Source organism: Collinsella intestinalis DSM 13280 (assembly GCF_000156175.1).
GTDB classification, from domain to species: domain Bacteria; phylum Actinomycetota; class Coriobacteriia; order Coriobacteriales; family Coriobacteriaceae; genus Collinsella; species Collinsella intestinalis.
On sequence record NZ_GG692710.1, the window covers coordinates 486,043 to 503,109 of the forward strand.

Genomic DNA, 17,067 nt, shown 5'->3' on the forward strand with positions numbered 1-17,067 from the left:
CTGCTACCCGAGTTTCTTTTTCAAGATGACACCGTTGGTGGTGTAGCCCATGCGCTCGAGGGCATCAAGAGCGGCAGCCGCCTCGGCCTCCTTTTTGGAGGAACCGGTGCCGCGCCCGCGACGGATGCCGTCCACGAGTGCGACGGCGGTGAAGGTCGGCTGATGTGCCGGTCCATCCTCGCCGATCACCTTGTAGGCAGGAGGGTCCATGCGGTCGGACTGAACGCACTCCTGCAGATAGCTCTTGGGATTGGACGGGTGCTCGGCGCGCTCATCGGCCAGATGGGGCTTGAGCGTGCGCGTGATGAAGGCCTCGGCGACATCCCAACCGCCGTCCAGATACAGGGCGCCGATCAGGGCCTCGTAGACGTTCTCGAGAGCGGAGTGCATGCCGCGAGCACCAGTCCCCTGCTCGGAGGCGCCCAGGATGATGATCTTGTCGATCCCCAGCTCGAGTCCGACTTCGGAAAGCGTGGCGCCCGAGACGAGCGATACCTTGAGACGGGTGAGTTTGCCCTCGTCGAACGCCCCATAGGTCTTGAAGAGCGAGAGCGCGACGATCGAACCGAGAATCGAGTCGCCCAAGAACTCAAGGCGCTCGTAAGAGGCCGAGACGGGCTCCCCCTCAACAGCCGAGGGGTGCGTGATGGCGCTGCGAAGCAGTTGTACGTCAGTGAACTCGTGACCGCAGATCTCCTGAGCGAGCGCGAGCTTATCCGCGATGGACAAAACCTACTCCCCCAGGGTCTGAGCGATGGCGTCGATGGCCTCGGCCACGGAGTTGATGGACATCAGTTTGTCGTCGTCGATCTCGATGTCGAACTCATCCTCCATAGCGGTGACGAGCTGCAGGCGATCGAGGGAATTCGCATCGAGGTCATCGAAGGTGGTCGCCTCGGACAGCTCGTCCGCCTCAACGCCGAGGACATCGGACGCGATATCGCACACCTTGGCGAAAATATCATTACGATCGAGTGCCATGAATAGCTCCCTTCCGATTGGCCGGCGCAGTGCCGACCTTGCACATATGGTGCTCATTCTACCCCAAGCAACGCCCTCGGCCCGCGCACACGGAAAGCGTCGCAAGGTTCGCATTTCAACGAAGCATGCGCCTCCACAAGAGCTGCGTATGAAAAACCCCGGCCCTCGAACAAGCGAAGAGCCGGGGAATGTACGTTGGGTGTAATGACGCTACGCCTCGAGCCCCATGGACTCCCGGACGCGTTCGACAAGGCGTGCGCGCACCGCCTCCGCGCAGGCAAGCGTGCCGTTCTTTACCGCCTCTGCGCTCGTTGCGCCATGGCCGATCATGACCACGCCGCGCAGACCGAGCAGGATCGCCCCGCCCTCGGCATCGCCGGAGAGCTTGTGCTTGAGAGCGCGCAGCATGTTCCTCATGAGCAAGGCCGCGACCTTTCCCTTGAGATTCGCGGTCATGCCGGCTTTGAGCTCGCCCATCATGAACTTGGCCGCACCCTCAATGGACTTGAGGGCGATATTGCCGTCGAAACCGTTGCATACGACGACGTCGACCGAACCGCTGGTGATATCCCCGCCCTCGCAGTTGCCAGCAAAACCGGGAACGTGCTCCGCCATGAGCGGATAACAGGACTGTGTGAAGACACTGCCCTTGTGCTCCTCCGTGCCATTGGACAGCAAACCGACGCTCGGCTCATCGACGCCGAGGACACAGGCCGCATATGCAGCGCCCATCTGGGCGAACCGAACCATATCCCACGGCTCGACATCCGGATTGGCGCCCATGTCGCACATGACAGTCAAACCGCCGCGGCGGTTGGGTAGAGCGTTTGTGAGGCAGGGACGAATGGCAGTCTTCTTGCCGTCGCGCTCGGCCTTGAACGGGGTGACGTAGGCGGTGCCCGCCGCGGTGATAGCGCCGGTGGACCCGGCGGAGAAGAAGCCGTCGGCCGCGCCCTTCTTGACCGCGCGGCACCCCAGAACGATAGACGATTTGCGCTTTGTCATGACCGCGTTGATCGGATCGTCCTCCATGGTGATCACATCGGGCGCGACGAGGGACTCGGCGCGTTCATGGGAATCACAGAACGGAACAACGACATCCTCGGGGCCCGCGACGAGTACCGTCAAGGAACGATCAGCCTCAAGGGCGGCCTCGATACCCGCGAGAACAACCTCTGCCGGCTCATCTCCGCCCATGGCGTCGACGCAGATGCGAACATCGCTCATACGTAGCCTCTCTAAACAGAAATGGCCGACTCAACGAGCCGGCCATTATGAAACTCAACGTAACCGCCAGTCGAGTTTACTCGACGACGATGACCTCGCGGTCCTTGTAGAAACCGCAGTTGCCGCACACGTGGTGCGGGAGCTTCACGGCACCGCAACGAGGGCAGGTGGACTGGGAGGCAGCGTTGATCTTCATGTTCGTCGAACGACGAGAGTGCGTCTTAGCACGACCCTTTTTTTGCTTAGGTACTGGCATGTTGACCTTCCTTACAACTCATAACTGGCGGCGATTACGCGCAAGCATTGATAGTAGCAGAAATCACCGTTACACACAAAATATTAAAAACAATCCCTAGAAATTACGGTTACTCATCATTCGAGTCATCGAACTTCAGGGCCTTAAGGGCCGCGAAGGGATTCTCTTCGGAATCGACCCAAGCCTGCTCGGACTGCTTCTCGCACCCGCAGTCGCCGTCATTGAGGTTCGCACCGCACGTCGGGCACAGACCCTCGCAATCGGGACGACACAGAACGACGAACGGCGTGTCCATCACAACGGCATCCGAGATAGCCTCGCCAAGATCGATCACGCGGTCGGGGCTCACGAGCTCGAATCCGTCCTCATATTCCTCCGGATCCGAGGGCTCCTCGAAGAGGTAGTACTCCTCGATCTCACCGGAGACTTCGAACGCGGCGGTCTCGAGGCAGCGGTCGCACTCCCCCGTCACATCCGCACGCACGATACCGGTGACGAGGATACCATCGCCGGCGTTGGTCAAAACGACATCATAGTTCGCACCGTGGGGCAGAGCGAGCTCCTTATCGCCCACCATATACGCATCGACATCGATGTGACCGGAAACCGGCAACGACTCACCGGGGTTTTCGAGCTTGTCAGACAGGTCGACCGTCACGGAACCCAGGCAACTCATGGCTACCAGCCCTGACCCTGGTTCTGGGAGGCGCTATCGTTGAGCTGCTGACGGCAGCGGGAAACGGTGCCCGTCAAGCTCTTGAGATTCTCCTCCAGATGCGTGAAGACCTGCTCGGCATAGTCCTCGGCAGCGTAACGGGTCTCGCGCTCATACTGGTTGGCACGATCGCGGATATCGTCGGCCTGCTGCTGGGCAAGACGCACAATCTCCTGCTCAGAGGCGATGGTGAGCGCCTGCTGCTGGGCATCGGCGATGATGGAGTCCGCCTGGGCGGCGGCGCTTGCGAGCAGCTCCTCGCGCTCCTTGATGATGCGGCGAGACTTCTGCCACTCCTCCGGATAGCTCATGCGAATCTCATCGAGGATGTTGAAGAACACGTCTGTCTCGATGATCTTCTGCTGCGCGCCCTTGCCGAACGGCGGACGTGCCTCCTCGATAATGCCCTCGAGCTCATCGACCAAGCTCTCGATGCGCTCACCCGGGAGGTTATCGACCGGCATGAGGGTCTCCTTTCTGCTGATTACTCTAACGATTCATGGTACCACATCTGTGTAAATTTCAGATTGCGGCTGGTAGACCACAAAATCGCTCTTTGAGGGCCGCCGCCACGCAGGGCGGGACGAACGTGTCCACCTCTCCCCCGAACGAGGCGATCTGACGGACCACCGAACTGGACAGATACCCGTACTCAGGCGAGCTCATGACGAAAATGGACTCGAGGCCGGCATCCAGTCGATAGTTGAGGTCGGCCTGCTGCAGCTCGTACTCGAAGTCGGTCATGGCGCGCAGGCCCTTGACCACCGCGTCGGCTTGCACCTCCCGCGCAAAATCGACCAACAGCCCCGTAAACGGCATCACGTCGACGCCGCCCATGCCGTCCAGGGCGCGGCGCGCGAGCTCGACGCGCTCATCGAGCGTGAACGTCGTGCCCACGCCGTTCTTCCCCAGGCTCTCGGCCACGGCAACCGTCACTCGCGGGCAAATGCGCAGGGCCCTGCGAACCACGTCCATATGGCCGAAGGTGATCGGGTCGAAGGTGCCGGGCACCAACACGTGCGAAATCTTCTTGGTCATACCTTTTCCTATTCCATGCGCAGCAGGTCGATGCACGTCTGCCCGTAGCGCTTCTCCTTGACCGTCTCGAACCCTACGATCGATAGGGCGGGGGTCGAGGAGGTGCGCTCGAACATCACAACTGCCCCATCGGCGAGCAGGCCGTGTCCACGCAAGGCCTCGACAAGATCGATGGCCGGCTGCGAACCGAGTGCATACGGCGGGTCGATGAGAACCGCATCGAACGGCCCGCCTGGGACGCGTCCGCGGCGGGCAGATGCAATCACGTCACCGCAAATTACCTGAAAGCGAGCGGGGGCACATGAGAGCTTGGCCAGGTTTCGCTTCACAAGAGCAGCGGCCGACCGATCGAGATCGAAAAAGACGGCATGCTCTGCACCGCGAGAAAGCACCTCAAGGCCGAGCGCACCCGAACCGGCAAACGCATCGAGCACGCGGGAGCCCTCGATACCTTCGGACAGCGCACTCTCGAGCATCGAGGCGATGGCCTCGCGCACGCGATCGGTCGTGGGGCGGCTCACATCGCGCCCCTTGGGGCTATCGATGGGACGACCGCGCCACTCCCCTCCAACGATCCTCATCCGCCGCTTACCTCCTTGAAAACATCTCCATAGCGCGCAATGACTTCATGGCGCATGGGCATGGTAGCGCAAGCAGTCAAATCGCGGGAGTATCGCAACAATTCCTCAGCGTCCTCATGGGCGGCTTCGATAAGGTCGGTGTCGGCATCGAGGTCGACGAAGCACAGCGCGACGCCGCCGTGCTGGCGCAGGCCGAGGATCTCGCCCTCATGCCTGAGCCTGAGGTCCATCTCGGCGAGCTCGAACCCGTCATCGGTCTTTGCCAGCGCCTGGAGGCGCTCCCACGCGGGCGACTTAGATCCGCGTTTGGGCCTAACCTCGGTCAAGACATAGCAGGTGCCGGGATTCGACCCTCGTCCCACGCGACCGCGCAGCTGATGCAAGGTGGCCAAACCAAACCGCTCGCCGTTCTCGATGAGCATGACGGTGGCGTTGGGCACGTCGACGCCGACCTCGACGACGGTCGTCGAGACGAGAATATCGATCTCGCCTTTTCCAAATCTGTCGATGACATCGTCCTTCGCCTTTGGCGCCATCTTGCCATGCATCACCTCGACGCGTGCACCGGGTATGAGGCGGCGAATATCGCTCGCCTCCGTCTCGACATCGTGCAGGGTTACGGCCTGTCGTGCGCGGCCGCTCTCGCCGATGTCGAGCCCGGGAACGTCGTCGAGCTGCTCGGGCGCATCTTGCGGGGAGACCATCGGGCAGATGATGTAGGCCTGCCGGCCCTGGGCCAGGGCATCTCGAACTGCCCCATACGCGATGTCGCGGCTGCCGCTCTCGAGCGCGACCGTCGAAACACCCGCACCCGGCACGGGGCGATGGCGAATGATGCTCGTATCAAGGTCACCGTAGACCGACAACGCCAGCGTACGCGGGATCGGCGTGGCCGTCATGACAAGTAGGTCAGCACCAGGCCCCTTACCTCGCAGGACATTGCGTTGACCCACTCCAAAGCGATGTTGCTCGTCAATGACCACGAGCGATAGGCGCCTGAAGCGCAAGTCGTCGTTGAGGACGGCATGGGTGCCGAACACCACGTCGAGCGCGCCGGATGCGACGCGCTCGAGTATGGACGAGCGCTCCGAGGCGGCCGTCGAGCCGGTGAGCAGTGCCCACGATATCCCTGCGGCATCGAGGAGCGGGCCGCTCTTGACGGCATATTGACGCGCAAGGACGCCGGTGGGCGCCATAACGCACGCCTGATTACCCGAATCCGCCGCGCAGGCGAGCGCGACGCAGGCCACGGCGGTCTTGCCCGTGCCAACATCGCCGAGGAGCAGTCGGTTCATCACATGCCCGGCATCGCACATATCGCCGAGAATATCGGAGACCGCGGCCTCCTGCTCATCCGAGAGCGCAAAAGGCAGCGCCTCGCGCATGGCACGCACTCGAGCGCCCACTCTGTGCGCAAGCGGCGCGACGTCGAGAAGGTCGCCGTCGTTTCGAAGGCGCAGCGCGAGCTGCAGGTACATGAGCTCGTCATATGCCAAGCGACGACGAGCGAGCTGCACCTCGTTCATAAGTCGCGGGAAGTGGATGGTACGCAGGGCCCGCGAAAGGCTCATAAGCTGCCTACGGGCGCGCAGTGGGGCGGGCACGGGATCACAGAACACACCGACTTGTTCCAGTGCAACCGACGCTATGCGACGCATCCAGGCCTGGGATATGCCGTCTGTCACCCGGTGAACCGGCTGGATTCCCGCACGCGCTCCCCCACCATCGAGCTTCTCGAAGTGAGGTGATGCCATTTGCTTGAACCCATAGGCAAACTCCATCTTGCCAATCAACGCAAGGCGGTCGCCACGGGCAAACTCGCGAGCCAACCAGGGCTGCTTGAAAAAAGCAACTTTCAGCACACCCGATTCGTCGACGAGAAACACCTCGGTGAGTGTCATGCCGGGCTTAGAAGTCGGACGGTTTGAAACCTTATCGACCGTACCGACGATGGTGCAGACCTCTCCCAACGGAGCGCTCTCAATCGTATACGCCCGCGTGAAATCGAGATAGCGAAACGGGATATGGGAAAGGAGGTCCCCCACCCGCTCGATACCGAGCCGGCGGAGGGCCTCCTCACGTGCGCCTGACACATATTTGAGCCGCGCTACATCCTCATACAGCGCGCAGGCCCGCGACAGGCGGGCAGAAGCGCGCGGGACACTCAGGTCTGCGGCCATGCGATCGAAAACCTATTCGATGGAGAAGATGACGGGATACAGGGGCTGCTCGCCACGATGGGCGTCGATCTCCAGATCGGGCTGGGCCTCCTCAATGGCCTCGATGAGCTTCTCGAAATCCTCGTCGAACATGTCCTGGCCGGCGAGAATGGTGAGAGCATCGCCCTCTTCCTCATCCATCATGCGATTGATGCAATCGAGCGTGACCTGATGCACGTCGGAGCCCACGATATCAATCGAATCGCAGATGATGCCCATAACGTCACCGTCATGGATGGGGGTGCCATCGGAGGCCTGGGAATCACGGACGGCGCGGGTGACCTCGCCGTCGCGGACGGAGGCCTTGGCCTCGGTCATCGCCTCGACGAGATCCTCGACGGGCATGTCGGGCATGACGGCGAAGAGCGCAGAGAACGCCTGCGGAACGGTCTTGGTGGGCACAACGTAAACATGCTTGTCCTCACACGCGCTCGCAGCGGCCTCGGCTGCCATGCGGATATTGCCGTTGTTGGGCAGGATGATAACGGACTCGGCGTTCACGCGAGAAACGGCCTCGAGAAGGTCGGCGGTGGAGGGGTTCATGGTCTGACCGCCGGAAACGACGACGTCGACCCCAAGGGACTCGAGGATCTCGGCCTCACCGGAACCGGCGGCGACGGCCACGAAGCCCAGGGGCTTGGCGGGCTCGGTGGAAGCCTCCTGATCGGCGTGAATCTTGGCGGTGCGCTCGGCGACCTCGAGATCCATGTTGTGAATGAACACCTCGTAGACCTGACCGAACTGAAGCATGTGCTCGAGCACCAGGTTGGGAGTGTTGGAGTGAACGTGAACCTTGTAGTCGGGATACGCGCCAACGAGCAGCTCGCAATCGCCCATAGAGCCGAGGAACTTCAGGGCCTCGTCCTCGTCGAAGGGCTTCTCAGCCTTGAAGAGGAACTCGTTGCAGTAACGGAACTCGGAGCCCTCCCAGTCGTCGTTCGCCTCGATCTTCACGCGGTCGAGCGCGCCGGCCTTGGCGGAGTTGGTGTCGGCCTCGAAGGTGGCGGAGAAGTTCTCGACCTTGGAGGTACGGCCGAGAGCGGCAGCCACGAAATTCTCGAGGAAGATGGCGAAGCCGAAAGCGCCCGAATCGACGACGCCGTTCTCCTTAAGGACGGGCAGCAGGTCGGGCGTGCGGGCGACGGACTGATATGCCTCGACCACAAGGGCGTCCAGCGTCTCCTCAACGCTCATGCGGCGCTTCTCACACTCGTCGGCCTTGGTGGACACGTCGCGCAGGACGGTCAGGATGGTGCCCTCGATGGGCTTACGGACCGCCTGGAAGGCGACCTTGACGGCTCGACGGAACGCAGAGGCGATATCGGCGGATGAGATGGGCTCCCCGGCCTCACGCAGGCCCTCGGCTACACCGCGCAGAATCTGCGAGGTAATGACACCGGAGTTTCCGCGGGCGCCCATAAGGGAACCGTGGGTGATGGCGGCGGCAATACCGTCCATGTCCGCATCGACCGAAAGTGCGGCGAGCTCCTTCACGACGGACTGGAGCGTGAGGGACATATTGGTGCCGGTGTCTCCATCGGGAACCGGGAACACGTTGAGCTTGTTGATCTCCTCAGCCTTGTCGGCAACGGCCGCGACGGCGATGGGAAAACAGGTTCGAATGGTCTTTGCAATCATCTGTTCTGGCACTTTCGTCTCGTGAATGCAGGAGGGCGCGGGGCGCCTAGAAGCGGGACTTCATCCCGTCGATGTGGATGGCGATCTTGAGGCTCGCAGGATCGATCTGGGCGATCTCGGAAAGCGTGAATGCCACGGAGCTGGAGAGGTTGTCGGACACGGAGCGCATGTTGACGCCCGCCTCAAGCACGACGTGCAGGTCGACAGTCAGGCCGGACTCGGTGGTGGTGACGAGCACGCCCTTGCGCAGGCGCTGCCCGGGAAGCAGGCGGACGCTCTCAGCACCCTGCATCTGCTCGGCCATGCCGACGACGCCATAGCAAGACATGGCGGCGTAGCCGGCGATATCGGCGATGACCTCGTTCGAGACGCTCAGGGTCCCGGCGATCGGTTCAGTCATGAGGTTCTCCTTCCGCGCGAGCGCGTCGGCGTATCGAGCATACATCCGAGTATTCTACAACTCCGCGCGCTCCGGCACAGACAAAACAGACGGCGCACACGAGGAACGCCTACTCATCCGCCCCCTCATCGAACTGGCTGTTATACAGCTCGGCGTAAAAACCACCCCTCGCGAGCAGCTCCTCATGCGAGCCGGATTCGACGATATCGCCGTCGCGCAGCACCAAGATCACGTCCGCCGAGCGGATGGTGGAAAGGCGGTGTGCGATGACGAAGCTCGTGCGGCCGGCCATGAGGATGTCCATGGCGCGCTGAATGCGCTCCTCGGTACGCGTGTCGACGTTGGAGGTCGCCTCGTCGAGAATGAGGATCGGGCGGTCTGCAAGCAGGGCGCGGGCGATGGTGATCAACTGGCGCTGCCCCTGGCTGACATTGGAGGCGTCCTCGTTCAGCTCGAAGTCATACCCTCCGGGAAGGGTGCGGATGAAATGGTCTGCGAGCGCAGTGCGGGCCGCCGCCTCAACCATGGCGTCATCGGCCTCGATGTTGCCGTAGCGAATGTTCTCCCGGATGCTGCCCTTGAACAGCCACGTGTCCTGCAGGACCATCGCGAAATTCGATCGCAGGTCCTCGCGCGGCAGCGAACGGACATCGGCGCCGTTCACGCGAATCGAGCCGGCGTTCACATCGTAAAAGCGCATGAGGAGCTTCATGAGCGTCGTCTTTCCGGCACCCGTGGGACCGACGATGGCGACCGTCTGCCCGGGCTCGACCGAGCAGTTGAAATCATGAATGACGGTCTTTTCCGGGATGTAGCCGAACCTTACATGATCGAACTCAACAGAACCCGTAGCGCGAAGAGACTCGGAAAGGGGCGCGGGGTCATCTTCCTCTTCCTCGTCCAGGAACTCAAAGATTCGCTCAGCGGCGGCGGCCAGCATCTGCAGCATATTGGATACCTGGGAAAGCTGTGTGATGGGCTGCGTGAAGTTGCGGATGTACTGGAAGAACGCCTGCGCATTGCCAACCGTGATGCGGCCGGAGATCATGAGGAAGGCGCTCATCATGACCACGGCGACATAGCCGAGGTTGCCGACGAGGCTCATGATCGGCTGCATGACGCCGGAGAGGAACTGTGCGCGCCAACCCGACTCGTACAGCTTTTCGTTCACCTCATCAAACTCCCCGAGCGCCCGCTCGGCCCTGTTGTAAGCCTGGATAAGGGTCTGGCCAGCGAAGCTCTCCTCGATAATGCCATTCGCCGAACCGAGGAACACCTGCTGACGGCGGAAATGGCGCTGCGACGTGCGGACGACCAGCACAACGCCGAGCAGCGACAGCGGTATGGTCAGGAACGTGACGCCCGCCAAGGCGACGGAGATGGAGAGCATCTGAACGCTCACGCCAATCAGCTGCGCCACCGAGGTAATCAGCTGCGTGACACTTTGGTTGAGCGACTGGCCGAGCGTATCGACGTCATTCGTCACGCGGCTCATCACATCACCCGTGCTGACCCGCTCAAAATAGGCCAAGGGCATGCGATCGATTTTCTCGATGATCTGGCGACGCAAGCGATAGCAAACGCGCTGCGTGACGCCCGTCATGAGCCAGCCCTGCACCAAGCTGAGGGCGGAGGAAGTGATGTAGATGCACAGAACAGTGGCCAAGATGCGGCCGATAAGCGTGAAATCGACCCCGCCCGTACCGCCGACCTTCGCGGCGATGCCGCGGAACAGCTCCGTAGTCGCCTCACCGAGCACGCGCGGTCCCATGACATTGAACGCAACCGAGCCCACCGCGCACGCAATGGCGACGAACAACTCCAGCTTATCGTGCGCGATATAGCGCACGACCTTTACAACGGCGCCCTTGAAATCTTTAGCCTTTTCGGTCGTGGGACCATGGCCGTGACGCATATGTGCGGGCATGCTAGCGCACCTCCCCTTCATCCAGGCCGAGCTCTTCTGAGGAAAGCTGGCTCATCGCGATCTCGCGATACGACTCACATGCACGGAGCAGCTCCTCATGGGTGCCCTGCCCCACGACGCGACCATCATCGAGCACCAAGATCTGATCGGCGTGCATGATGGTCGCGATGCGCTGGGCGACGATCACGACGGAGGCGTCGTGCAGCTCATGGGACAGTCCCGCGCGCAGCGCGGCATCGGTCTTGTAATCGAGCGCGGAGAAACTGTCATCAAAGACGAGGATCTTCGGATCGATCGCAAGCGCACGCGCAATCGATAGGCGCTGCCGCTGACCCCCGGAAACGTTTGAGCCGCCCTGAGCGATCGCGGAGCCATAGCCATCCGGTTTGGCATCGATGAACTCGGAGGCCTGGGCGATCCGCGCGGCGCGCGCGACATCCGCATGAGCCATATCGGGGTCGCCGTAGGCGATGTTGCCCTCGATATCGCCCGAGAAGAGCATGCCCTTCTGCGGGACATAGCCGATGAGCGAGCGAAGTTCATGCAGAGACATACGACGCACATCGACCCCGTCGACCGTGATGGACCCCGCGGTCGCATCATACAAACGAGGGATCATCTGGGCGAGCGTGGTCTTGCCCGACCCCGTTGATCCGATGATGCCGAGCGTCTGCCCCGGTTTCACGGTGAAGCTGACATGCTCTAGCGTCGGAGCCTCGGCGTCCGGATAGGTGAACGAGACGTCATCGAAGCTCAGCACGCCGCTCCAGTCGATGCGCTCACCGTCGGCGGTTATATGACCCTGCGGGCCCTCGAGCGTATGTGCGGGATCCACGATGCTCGATTCGGTTGAAAGCACTTCCATGATGCGTTCAGAGGCAATGTCGGCGCGCGGCAGCATAACGGCGACCATCGTGATGATCATGAAGGACATAATCACCTGCATCGTGTAATTCATATACGCCATGAGGTCGCCAACCTGCATACCGCCCGCGTCCACGGCGTGGCCGCCGAACCAGACGATGGCCACCGAGATGATGTTCATGAGCATCATCAGCACGGGCATCATGAAGGACATCGCTCGATTCGTGAATATATAAGTACCGGTGAGCTCGCGATTGGCCTCGTCGTAACGCTTACGCTCGCTGTCGCTGCGCCCAAAAGCCCGGATCGGCATGACACCGGTGATGATTTCGCGCGCGATGAGGTTGTTGCGGTCCACGAGCTCTTGCATCCTGCGAAAACGCGGCATGGTGAGGCCCATGAGAACGCCGATGACCACCATGATGGCGGCAAGACCGACTAAGATGATCCACTGAAGCCCCGTGCTGCCGAACCCTATGACCTTCACAACCGCACCAACGCCCATGCAGGGGGCGAACAGCACCATGCGCATGCACATGACCAACACCATCTGCACCTGCTGAATATCATTCGTGGCGCGCGTGATGAGCGAGGCCTCCGAAAAACGCCCCATCTCCGCGGGCGAGAAGGACAGGACGCGCTCGTACACATCATGCCGAAGATCGCGAGCGATACGAGCGGCGGTACGCGATGCGTTATACGCGGCCGCGATGGCGCACAGCGCCGCGACGACCGCGTACGTCAACATGCGCGCACCCTCGCGAACGAGAAAATCGGTCTGAACGCCGGCAAGATCGACGCCGGCGTGTTCATAAGCGAATTTGACGAACTCGATGGCCTGGGAGGCGACAACGGCCCCGCCGTCCGCGCCGAGTGCGCGATGCAGGCCAGCCCGAATGGCCGACGGATCGAACAGCGTGGAATCAGGCGACCCATCTGCCTGTGCCCCAGCAAGCGCCCTGACCGTATCGATGGTTATGGTATCGCCCACCGCGGCCTTAAGCGCGGCCGCCTCGCGTGCATCTTCGACCACGGAGTCGACCGGCACACCGCGCTCGAGCATGAATGCGATCATCTCGGCCTCTCCCAAAAAGCCCTTGATCTCATCACGGTCCCGAAGATCCCCTTCGAATATGCGGACGCCATCGGCATCGGGACTCGAATAGAGCGCCTCGACGCGATTGACCTCACCGGGCGTCAGCAAGAGTTCGACATCGCCAAGGTCGTCGGAGGTGATGCGGTTGGGCACCACATCCTCGATGCCTCCCCGGCTGATGCCGGTGTCGACGATCTCACTCATAACCGAAGGTAACGTGAGCTCGCAATATGCTTGCACCATAAGTAGCGCGAGCGCCAACGCGAGATTGGCCTTGTGATGTCTCAGGAACCTGAATATCTTCACCGGTGCCTCCCCCAAACGCACTTACAACTCAGACGACGAAATTTGCGAACGGTATTTTCTCCATCTCATGCGCCCTGAAACCGTAAGAGCCCCATTCCATAAAAGCTCAACAATTTAGGTACCTCATAACTATCTGTCAAAGGTGGAGGTCAAACCACTTGCGCACGCACATGACGGCCGTATAATGTGGTCCGCGCGCTGCATCCCACGCCGCGGAGCGCACACTTCTCGTTCATTGTGGAGATTCCGCACATGAATGGGCTTCTATGGTATAGTTCATTGCTGTTTGTTCACGCGACCTCATTTTCGGTCGCCTAAGAAGGGTCACTGACATGTCCAAAGTTTGCGAAATCTGCGGTAAGCACCCCGTTGCTGGTCGCTCCATCAGCCACTCCCACCGCGTCTCCAACCGTAAGTTCCGTCCGAACATCCAGCGCGTGTACGTCGTCGTGAACGGCGTCCGTCGCAAGATGAACGTGTGCACCAGCTGCCTCAAGGCCCAGAAGGTGGCCCGCTCCTAAGCACTCCCCTCTTTGGACAAACGTTTGCTTGCATACGCAGCGCCCCGGCATCGCCGGGGCGTTTTTTGTGTCAATGTACCACTCCTGTCGAACTAAACCGCCTGGCGCCATCGATGACGACTGCAAGGTCAACTTCATTCTTGCTGACATAGGCTCGATGGCGCCGAGAATACAATTTCATGACCACCCGTCTGCGCATGCATCTGATCCAAATCTGACCGACATAGCCAGAACAAACCAAGATATAGATGTAATTGAAGGAAGCCCTGTGGAATACAGACACCAGAGTCCCAATTTGAACCTGTCCCCAATTGAGATCCCATTTTGAGATCTCCAATGAAATGAGTGAAACGTTTCAGTTGATGGGAATACGCCACGGTTTGAACACAAATAGTGATGTTTCATGCTATTGAAGCGCTCCATTCGACCGTTTACGGCTGAATATCCGCCATTCGCCTTAGTGAAGCGTTTCATTACTATAGAGTACGACTTGTTGGGAAAACCCGCTTCTCGCAAAGGAGAGCAGAATGGCGAAGAAACCTACCGTTGCCGCCGCCCCCGAAATCGTAGATTCGATCGAATCCCTTGAGGCCAAGCTCGCGCACATGCGTGAGGCCCAGGGGATTTTTGCTACCTACTCCCAGGAGCAGGTCGACAAGATCTTCTACGAGGCCGCTATGGCAGCCAACAAGGCCCGCATCCCCCTGGCCAAGATGGCCGTCGAGGAGACCGGCCGCGGCGTGCTCGAGGACAAGGTCATCAAGAACCACTATGCCGCCGAGTACATCTACAACGCGTATAAGGACACCAAGACCTGCGGCGTGATCGAGCGCGACGATGCCTACGGCATCACCAAGATCGCCGAGCCCATCGGCATCGTGGGCGCGGTCATCCCGACCACCAACCCCACCTCCACCGCGATCTTCAAGTGCCTCATCTCTCTGAAGACCCGCAACGCCATCATCATCTCCCCGCACCCGGCTGCCGCCAAGTGCACCATCGCTGCCGCCAAGCTCGTGCTCGACGCCGCCGTCAAGGCCGGCGCTCCCGAGGGTATCATCGGCTGGGTGGACGTCCCCTCCATCGACCTCACCAACAAGGTCATGGCCGACGTCGACATCATCCTGGCCACCGGTGGCCCCGGCATGGTCAAGGCCGCCTACTCCTCCGGCAAGCCCGCCCTGGGCGTCGGTGCCGGCAACACCCCCGTCATCATCGACGATACCGCCGACATCAAGCTCTCGGTCAACTCCATCATCCACTCCAAGACCTTCGACAACGGCATGATCTGCGCCTCCGAGCAGTCCGTGACCGTCCTCGAGTCCGTGTATGACGAGGTCAAGTCCGAGTTCGCCCACCGCGGTTGCTACTTCGTGAAGAAGGGCGCCGAGATGGAGGCCCTGCGCTCCGCCATGTTCAAGAACGGCGCGCTCGACCACCGCATCCCCGGCATGCCCGCCGCCAAGATCGCCGAGCTCGCCGGCATCGAGGTCCCTGCCAAGACCAAGATCCTGATCGCCGAGGTCACTTCCGTCGATCTGGAGAAGGAGGAGTTCGCTCACGAGAAGCTCTCCCCCGTCCTGGCCATGTACAAGGCCCCCGATTTCCAGACCGCCGTCGACATGGCCGAGCACCTGGTGCTCGCCGGTGGCCCCGGTCACACCGCCTCCCTCTACGTGCATCCGGCCCAGGCCGAGAAGATCTCCCTCTTCGAGCACACCATGAAGGCCTGCCGTATCGTCATCAACACCCCCTCCTCCCAGGGCGGCATCGGTGACCTGTACAACTTCGGCATGAAGCCCTCCCTCACCCTGGGCTGCGGCTCCTGGGGTGGCAACTCCGTCTCCGAGAATGTTGGGGTGAAGCACTTGATCAACGTCAAGACCGTGGCCGAGCGCCGCGAGAACATGCTGTGGTTCCGCGCTCCCGAGAAGGTCTACTTCAAGAAGGGCTCCACGCCGGTCGCCCTCGACGAGCTCGGCACCGTGATGGGCAAGAAGCGCGCCTTCATCGTCACCGACCAGTTCCTCTTCAAGAACGGCAACACCCGCGCCATCGAGGCCAAGCTCGACTCCATGGGCATCGCGCACGACTGCTTCTACGACGTCGAGCCCGATCCGTCCCTGCAGTGCGCTCGCCGCGGTGCCGCCCAGATGGCCCTCTTCGAGCCTGACGTCATCATCGCCGTCGGCGGCGGCTCCGCCATGGACGCCGGCAAGATCATGTGGATGATGTACGAGCACCCGGAGTGCAACTTCGAGGATATGGCCATGGACTTCATGGACATCCGCAAGCGTATCTTCACCTTCCCCGAGATGGGCAAGAAGGCCTACTTCGTGGCCGTCCCCACCTCCTCCGGTACCGGCTCCGAGGTGACCCCGTTCGCGATCATTACCGACAAGGACACCGGCATCAAGTGGCCGCTCGCCGACTACGCGCTGCTGCCGAACATGGCCATCGTCGACGTCGACAACGCCATGACCGCCCCCAAGGGCCTCACGAGCGCCTCCGGCATCGACGTGATGACCCACGCCATCGAGTCCTACGTCTCCATCATGGCGTCCGACTACACCAAGGGCCTGTCCATGAAGGCCGCGAAGCTCGTCTTCGAGAACCTTCCCAGCTCCTACGAGAACGGCGCCAACGACCCGCACGCCCGTGAGGAGATGCACAACGCCTCCTGCATGGCCGGCATGGCCTTCGCCAACGCCTTCCTTGGCCTCAACCACTCCATGGCCCACAAGCTCGGCGCCTTCCACCACCTGCCTCACGGCATCGCCAACGCCGTCATCCTGACCCGCGTCATGCGCTACAACGCCGCCGAGGCCCCGGTCAAGATGGGCACCTTCTCCCAGTACCCCTACCCCAACGCGCTCGCCGCGTACGCCGAGATGGCCCGCTACTGCGGCGTCGAGGGCAAGGACGACCGTGAGGTCTTTGAGAACTTCTGCGCCAAGCTCGAGGAGCTCAAGGCCACCATCGGCATCAAGGAGACCATCGCCGACTACGGCGTGGACGAGGCCTACTTCCTCGAGTCCCTCGACGAGATGGTCGAGCAGGCGTTCAACGACCAGTGCACCGGTGCCAACCCGCGCTACCCGCTGATGAGCGAGATCAAGGAGCTCTACCTCGACGCCTACTACGGCCGTGAGCCCCAGGACTACGCCGTCCTGTAAGCGCATCCGCTTCCCGCCCGTTTGCCGCCGCTCACCCAACTCATCGCGAGCGGCGGCGCGGGCGTCCTAAGATGGTGTAGATCCATTGATGGCGTAGACCCATTCAGAAAGGAAGGCACACC

The 17,067-nt window shown here is 61.4% G+C and carries 15 protein-coding genes; 2 read left to right on the forward strand and 13 right to left on the reverse strand.

Annotated features, from left to right (window positions below; genetic code table 11):
* Positions 1-3 precede the first annotated feature (3 nt).
* From rnc to COLINT_RS02390, 13 genes are all read right to left on the reverse strand, one after another.
* On the reverse strand, positions 4-729 hold the full coding sequence (gene rnc, locus COLINT_RS02330; protein WP_006722720.1) for a ribonuclease III: 726 nt from the start codon (positions 727-729) through the stop codon (positions 4-6).
* A gap of 3 nt (positions 730-732) precedes the next feature.
* On the reverse strand, positions 733-981 hold the full coding sequence (locus tag COLINT_RS02335; protein ID WP_006722721.1) for an acyl carrier protein: 249 nt from the start codon (positions 979-981) through the stop codon (positions 733-735).
* Positions 982-1,191: 210 nt separating this feature from the next.
* Positions 1,192-2,208 carry a phosphate acyltransferase PlsX gene (gene plsX / locus COLINT_RS02340; protein WP_006722722.1) on the reverse strand — a complete coding sequence of 339 codons (1,017 nt, stop codon included), beginning with the start codon at positions 2,206-2,208 and terminating at the stop codon, positions 1,192-1,194.
* A 76-nt stretch (positions 2,209-2,284) separates the two neighbouring features.
* Positions 2,285-2,464 (reverse strand): 50S ribosomal protein L32, encoded by a 180-nt coding sequence (gene rpmF, locus COLINT_RS02345; protein WP_039910269.1) that lies wholly within the window; start codon positions 2,462-2,464, stop codon positions 2,285-2,287.
* A gap of 109 nt (positions 2,465-2,573) precedes the next feature.
* Positions 2,574-3,140, reverse strand: coding sequence for a YceD family protein (locus tag COLINT_RS02350; protein WP_006722723.1), 567 nt, complete (start codon positions 3,138-3,140; stop codon positions 2,574-2,576).
* Positions 3,141-3,142: 2 nt separating this feature from the next.
* Positions 3,143-3,643 (reverse strand): ATP synthase subunit B family protein, encoded by a 501-nt coding sequence (locus COLINT_RS02355; RefSeq protein WP_006722724.1) that lies wholly within the window; start codon positions 3,641-3,643, stop codon positions 3,143-3,145.
* Between the two features lie 58 nt (positions 3,644-3,701).
* On the reverse strand, positions 3,702-4,217 hold the full coding sequence (gene coaD, locus COLINT_RS02360) for a pantetheine-phosphate adenylyltransferase (protein ID WP_006722725.1): 516 nt from the start codon (positions 4,215-4,217) through the stop codon (positions 3,702-3,704).
* A gap of 8 nt (positions 4,218-4,225) precedes the next feature.
* Positions 4,226-4,798 carry a 16S rRNA (guanine(966)-N(2))-methyltransferase RsmD gene (rsmD, locus tag COLINT_RS02365; RefSeq protein ID WP_006722726.1) on the reverse strand — a complete coding sequence of 191 codons (573 nt, stop codon included), beginning with the start codon at positions 4,796-4,798 and terminating at the stop codon, positions 4,226-4,228.
* Complete coding sequence (locus tag COLINT_RS02370) at positions 4,795-6,978, reverse strand: ATP-dependent DNA helicase RecG (RefSeq protein WP_006722727.1); 2,184 nt, start codon at positions 6,976-6,978, stop codon at positions 4,795-4,797. Before COLINT_RS02370 ends, rsmD begins: the two co-directional genes overlap by 4 nt.
* A gap of 12 nt (positions 6,979-6,990) precedes the next feature.
* Positions 6,991-8,655 carry a DAK2 domain-containing protein gene (locus COLINT_RS02375; protein ID WP_006722728.1) on the reverse strand — a complete coding sequence of 555 codons (1,665 nt, stop codon included), beginning with the start codon at positions 8,653-8,655 and terminating at the stop codon, positions 6,991-6,993.
* 46 nt (positions 8,656-8,701) lie between these two features.
* The gene (locus COLINT_RS02380; protein ID WP_182281915.1) at positions 8,702-9,055 is read right to left on the reverse strand and encodes an Asp23/Gls24 family envelope stress response protein; all 354 of its coding nucleotides are present in this window, start codon (positions 9,053-9,055) and stop codon (positions 8,702-8,704) included.
* Positions 9,056-9,164: 109 nt separating this feature from the next.
* Entirely contained in the window at positions 9,165-10,982 is a 1,818-nt protein-coding gene (locus tag COLINT_RS02385; RefSeq protein ID WP_233418316.1) for an ABC transporter ATP-binding protein, read from the reverse strand.
* A gap of 1 nt (position 10,983) precedes the next feature.
* The gene (locus COLINT_RS02390; protein WP_233418317.1) at positions 10,984-13,146 is read right to left on the reverse strand and encodes an ABC transporter ATP-binding protein; all 2,163 of its coding nucleotides are present in this window, start codon (positions 13,144-13,146) and stop codon (positions 10,984-10,986) included.
* Between the two features lie 434 nt (positions 13,147-13,580).
* Here COLINT_RS02390 and rpmB point away from each other — a divergent pair, with 434 nt between their 5' ends.
* Together rpmB and adhE are read left to right on the forward strand one after the other, a co-directional pair.
* The gene (gene rpmB / locus COLINT_RS02395; RefSeq protein ID WP_006721280.1) at positions 13,581-13,769 is read left to right on the forward strand and encodes a 50S ribosomal protein L28; all 189 of its coding nucleotides are present in this window, start codon (positions 13,581-13,583) and stop codon (positions 13,767-13,769) included.
* A 527-nt stretch (positions 13,770-14,296) separates the two neighbouring features.
* Positions 14,297-16,945, forward strand: a complete 2,649-nt coding sequence (gene adhE, locus COLINT_RS02400; protein WP_006722735.1) for a bifunctional acetaldehyde-CoA/alcohol dehydrogenase — start codon at positions 14,297-14,299, stop codon at positions 16,943-16,945.
* Positions 16,946-17,067: the final 122 nt, after the last annotated feature.

Coding starts and splice junctions, on each gene's coding strand:
- coaD (WP_006722725.1), bottom strand. CDS start 4,217: ATGACCAAGAAGATTTCGCACGTGTTGGTGCCCGGCACCTTCGACCCG.
- rpmF (WP_039910269.1), bottom strand. CDS start 2,464: ATGCCAGTACCTAAGCAAAAAAAGGGTCGTGCTAAGACGCACTCTCGT.
- COLINT_RS02335 (WP_006722721.1), bottom strand. CDS start 981: ATGGCACTCGATCGTAATGATATTTTCGCCAAGGTGTGCGATATCGCG.
- COLINT_RS02355 (WP_006722724.1), bottom strand. CDS start 3,643: ATGCCGGTCGATAACCTCCCGGGTGAGCGCATCGAGAGCTTGGTCGAT.
- rpmB (WP_006721280.1), top strand. CDS start 13,581: ATGTCCAAAGTTTGCGAAATCTGCGGTAAGCACCCCGTTGCTGGTCGC.
- plsX (WP_006722722.1), bottom strand. CDS start 2,208: ATGAGCGATGTTCGCATCTGCGTCGACGCCATGGGCGGAGATGAGCCG.
- COLINT_RS02370 (WP_006722727.1), bottom strand. CDS start 6,978: ATGGCCGCAGACCTGAGTGTCCCGCGCGCTTCTGCCCGCCTGTCGCGG.
- COLINT_RS02375 (WP_006722728.1), bottom strand. CDS start 8,655: ATGATTGCAAAGACCATTCGAACCTGTTTTCCCATCGCCGTCGCGGCC.
- rsmD (WP_006722726.1), bottom strand. CDS start 4,798: ATGAGGATCGTTGGAGGGGAGTGGCGCGGTCGTCCCATCGATAGCCCC.
- COLINT_RS02350 (WP_006722723.1), bottom strand. CDS start 3,140: ATGAGTTGCCTGGGTTCCGTGACGGTCGACCTGTCTGACAAGCTCGAA.
- COLINT_RS02390 (WP_233418317.1), bottom strand. CDS start 13,146: ATGAGTGAGATCGTCGACACCGGCATCAGCCGGGGAGGCATCGAGGAT.
- COLINT_RS02380 (WP_182281915.1), bottom strand. CDS start 9,055: ATGACTGAACCGATCGCCGGGACCCTGAGCGTCTCGAACGAGGTCATC.
- COLINT_RS02385 (WP_233418316.1), bottom strand. CDS start 10,982: ATGCCCGCACATATGCGTCACGGCCATGGTCCCACGACCGAAAAGGCT.
- adhE (WP_006722735.1), top strand. CDS start 14,297: ATGGCGAAGAAACCTACCGTTGCCGCCGCCCCCGAAATCGTAGATTCG.